Source organism: Vibrio ordalii ATCC 33509 (assembly GCA_000257205.1).
Lineage (GTDB): Bacteria > Pseudomonadota > Gammaproteobacteria > Enterobacterales > Vibrionaceae > Vibrio > Vibrio ordalii.
On sequence record AEZC01000117.1, the window covers coordinates 1 to 3,011 of the forward strand.

The following is a 3,011-nucleotide window of genomic DNA, read 5'->3' on the forward strand; positions in this document are numbered from 1 at the left end:
GAAGGTATCGCTTATTTTAAATTTGGTACTTGTTCTTTCTTACTCCAAGATTTCTACGAACCTGTTCACAGCAACAACTTTATGATGCACCTTTTAGTTGAAGATGCTCGAAGCTGGTATGAACATGTCCTACAGCTAAATCTAGACAAAGAGTTTGGCGTAAAGGTTACGGAACTTATTGAGCAGCCGTGGGGAATGCTCGAATTTTGCGTTACAGATCCAAGTGGTGTGTTGTGGCGCATAGCCGAGAATCAGTAGCCTAACAAGAGGGTCGATAGGCTTGGTGAATTCATCTTATCTTTAAAAGAAGATGAACATCCTCATTTGATCATAGAAAATGAGCAGGTAGTTGGCTTTTTCGTCTTAGATTTGTCTTATTCTGATACTTACAGCTTTAGCGATCCAAAAGCGCTAGGTATTCGAGCTTTGCTGATTGATCAGAATCATCAAGGTTTAGGTATTGCGAGTAAAGCAATGAATTTGTTACCAAGCTATGTTATTTCAAACTATCCAGGGTTTGAGCGGTTACAGTTGACAGTAAATTGTCGCAATAAAGCTGCGTACAATTTTTATCTTAAATGTGGTTTTGAAGATATAGGGAATTTGTATTTAGGTGGTCCAGTTGGTCCTCAACATATAATGCAGAGAACCGCCGCCTAACAAAGCGTTAAAGAGGGACAGCCAACGCGTGGCATTTTTATTATGCGTTGGTTTTTGTGATTACAGTGTTATGCGGAAGCTTAGTAGTAGCGTTGGCTGCCCCTTAACGCGGCGTTAGCTTGCTAAAGGCTAGCAATACTAGCCTAAACTTGCCCTAATATCTGAAATGGTGATAAATAGCTTATTTTCTGCATCTTGAAACGCTTTAAAACCATAGCGCTCATAGAAATGTTTAGCGCCATCTTTTGCGTCAACAATAACAACGGGGAATGCCACGCTATCACTAGCGGCTAGTAGTTTTCGTAGAGCATCGATAAGTAACCATTCGCCAAATCCTTTACCTTTATAGCGCTCATCGATAGCTAAGCGAGCAATGAGTCCGCCAGAAGTTGATGACTGATGCTTTTTCTGTAATTTATCGGGTAATGCTTTTAGGTCAATGGGTGTCATTGTTAAAGTGTAAAAACCGATGATAAGTGAGGTGTTATTTTCATCCTCTAAAACAAATGTTCGGGTATTATCTTTTTTAGCTTGCTGACTTGCCATGACTTTCAAATAGTTATTAAGCGCATCAATTCCGCAGTTGAATCGGTTTCTGTCGTGTTTATCTTTATCGAGTAATACCGTTTTCATCATTGGGTTTTGGTCTCATAGCGTTCGGCGGCAGTTTTAAGCTTTTGATTTAATGTTGTTGGTTTATCGAGAGCTTCCATAAGTAAAATGGCGTCTGCTTGGCTTAATTTTAGTGTTTGCTCGCGTTCAATCACTTGTTTTGCTTTTTCGATTGCAGCATTGAGTACAAATGAGTTAATACTAGACATGCCAGCGAGAGCAGCCGCTTTGGTTAATAAGTTTTGTGTATCGACATCAACTCTCGCAGTGATACGAGGTAAAGTGGTAGCCATAATGTGTTCTCCTTTGTGTCAAAATGTCACATCTTTATTATGGTGTTTAAATATACAAAAAGCAATCATTGTGTCACTTTGGCACGCAAGCTAACAAAACATTTAAGAGGGACAGCCAACGCGTGGCATTTTTATTATGCGTTAGTTTTTGTGATTACGCTGTTATGCAGTGAGTTGGTAGTAGCGTTGGCTGCCCCTTAATGCGGCGTTAGCCTTATTCAAAAGGAGATTCTATGAAATCAGCAGTTCTTGTTATTGATGTGCAGAATATTTTGTTTGACCCAACACCTCAACCGTTTGAAAGAAATGAGGTTTTAACTCGCATCAATAAAGTCACAGATTGGGCGCGCCAAAAGGATATCTCAGTCATCTTTATCCAACATGAACAAACTGGGACTCCAATCGAATATGGCAGTGAAGGTTGGCAATTACAGTCATCATTACACGTTGAAAGTAGTGACCATTTTATACGCAAAACAACGCCAGATTCGTTTTTACGAACAAACTTGGAGTCGTTGCTGCAAGAACTCTGTATTGAGCATCTTTATATCTGCGGCTACGCCACAGAGTTTTGTGTAGATACAACTACGCGACGAGCTGCTGGTTTAGGTTACTCGGTGGATTTGATATCAGATGCTCACACAACTCAAAGCAAATCTCATTTGTCAGGTGAGCAAATCCGAGTACATCACAATGCAACATTGCCGAGTATTTCTAGTTTTGGTGTCAAGATTAAAGCTGTATCGACACAATCTTTGACGTCATAAGGCTAACAAACGGCTCAAGAGGGATTGCCAACGCTTGGCGGCTTTAGTGCAAAATTGAAGTTCAGTGTTTACAGTGTGTTTTTTGAGTTCGGCGGTGCGTTGTCAACCCCTTAGCCGGGCGTTATGGGGCTTCATTAAGTACAAAATTCTAAAGAGGTGGCTAGGTGAGATTACACGAAATTAAGATCGACAATTTTCGAAAATTAAAAGGTTCGGGTTGTACGATTGGTTTTAGAGATTCGAATTTTTTAATTGGCGCAAATAATGCGGGTAAATCTAGTGTGTTTGCAGCAATTCAACTTCTGCATAGTGCAAAGAATGCACAGAGAGAAGATTATTCGAAAACATATAATGAAAAAGATGATTTGTATGAATATGCTGAAGAAATTGAAATGGTTGCGGAATACCACAATTTGCCGGAAGAGGCTAAAGAGTGGGTTGGTTTTAAAGGCAGAATTATTAAAGTTGACGCTCCTTTACCGGATGAAACTGAAAACAGCATAGTTTACAAAAAAGTTTGGTCTATCACACAGTCAAAGCCAAAAGTTTACATGCTTGAATATCCTAAGGCACCTAAAGACCAGTTTGTTGGTGCAACACAAGTGTCAGAATTAGTAGGTGACGATTTCACGGCAGAATTTTTGAAAGAATTCTTTGGTGAAGGTAATTTTTCGAAAAG

At 39.7% G+C, this 3,011-nt stretch carries 6 protein-coding genes; 4 read left to right on the plus strand and 2 right to left on the minus strand.

What is annotated here, in order from left to right; genetic code table 11:
• On the plus strand, positions 1 to 258 hold a 258-nt coding region (locus VOR_RS18840; protein ID WP_010319333.1), incomplete at its 5' end, for a VOC family protein.
• A 33-nt stretch (positions 259 to 291) separates the two neighbouring features.
• Positions 292 to 660, plus strand: a complete 369-nt coding sequence (locus VOR_RS16975) for a GNAT family N-acetyltransferase (RefSeq protein WP_081480728.1) — start codon at positions 292 to 294, stop codon at positions 658 to 660.
• 138 nt (positions 661 to 798) lie between these two features.
• Here the strand turns inward: VOR_RS16975 and VOR_RS0108755 are convergent, their stop codons facing one another.
• Together VOR_RS0108755 and VOR_RS0108760 are read right to left on the minus strand one after the other, a co-directional pair.
• Positions 799 to 1,296 (minus strand): GNAT family N-acetyltransferase, encoded by a 498-nt coding sequence (locus tag VOR_RS0108755; RefSeq protein ID WP_010319335.1) that lies wholly within the window; start codon positions 1,294 to 1,296, stop codon positions 799 to 801.
• Complete coding sequence (locus tag VOR_RS0108760; protein ID WP_010319336.1) at positions 1,293 to 1,565, minus strand: type II toxin-antitoxin system TacA family antitoxin; 273 nt, start codon at positions 1,563 to 1,565, stop codon at positions 1,293 to 1,295. Before VOR_RS0108760 ends, VOR_RS0108755 begins: the two co-directional genes overlap by 4 nt.
• Before the next feature lie 233 nt (positions 1,566 to 1,798).
• Between VOR_RS0108760 and VOR_RS0108765 the strand changes: the two genes are divergently transcribed.
• Positions 1,799 to 2,332 (plus strand): cysteine hydrolase family protein, encoded by a 534-nt coding sequence (locus VOR_RS0108765; RefSeq protein ID WP_010319338.1) that lies wholly within the window; start codon positions 1,799 to 1,801, stop codon positions 2,330 to 2,332.
• A 164-nt stretch (positions 2,333 to 2,496) separates the two neighbouring features.
• Positions 2,497 to 3,011 (plus strand): AAA family ATPase (locus VOR_RS0108770; RefSeq protein WP_010319339.1); only part of this gene is annotated, 515 nt, incomplete at its 3' end.

Bases quoted from the DNA above. Each gene is read 5' to 3' on its own strand.
- VOR_RS0108755 (WP_010319335.1), bottom strand. From the start codon at position 1,296: ATGATGAAAACGGTATTACTCGATAAAGATAAACACGACAGAAACCGA.
- VOR_RS0108760 (WP_010319336.1), bottom strand. From the start codon at position 1,565: ATGGCTACCACTTTACCTCGTATCACTGCGAGAGTTGATGTCGATACA.
- VOR_RS0108765 (WP_010319338.1), top strand. From the start codon at position 1,799: ATGAAATCAGCAGTTCTTGTTATTGATGTGCAGAATATTTTGTTTGAC.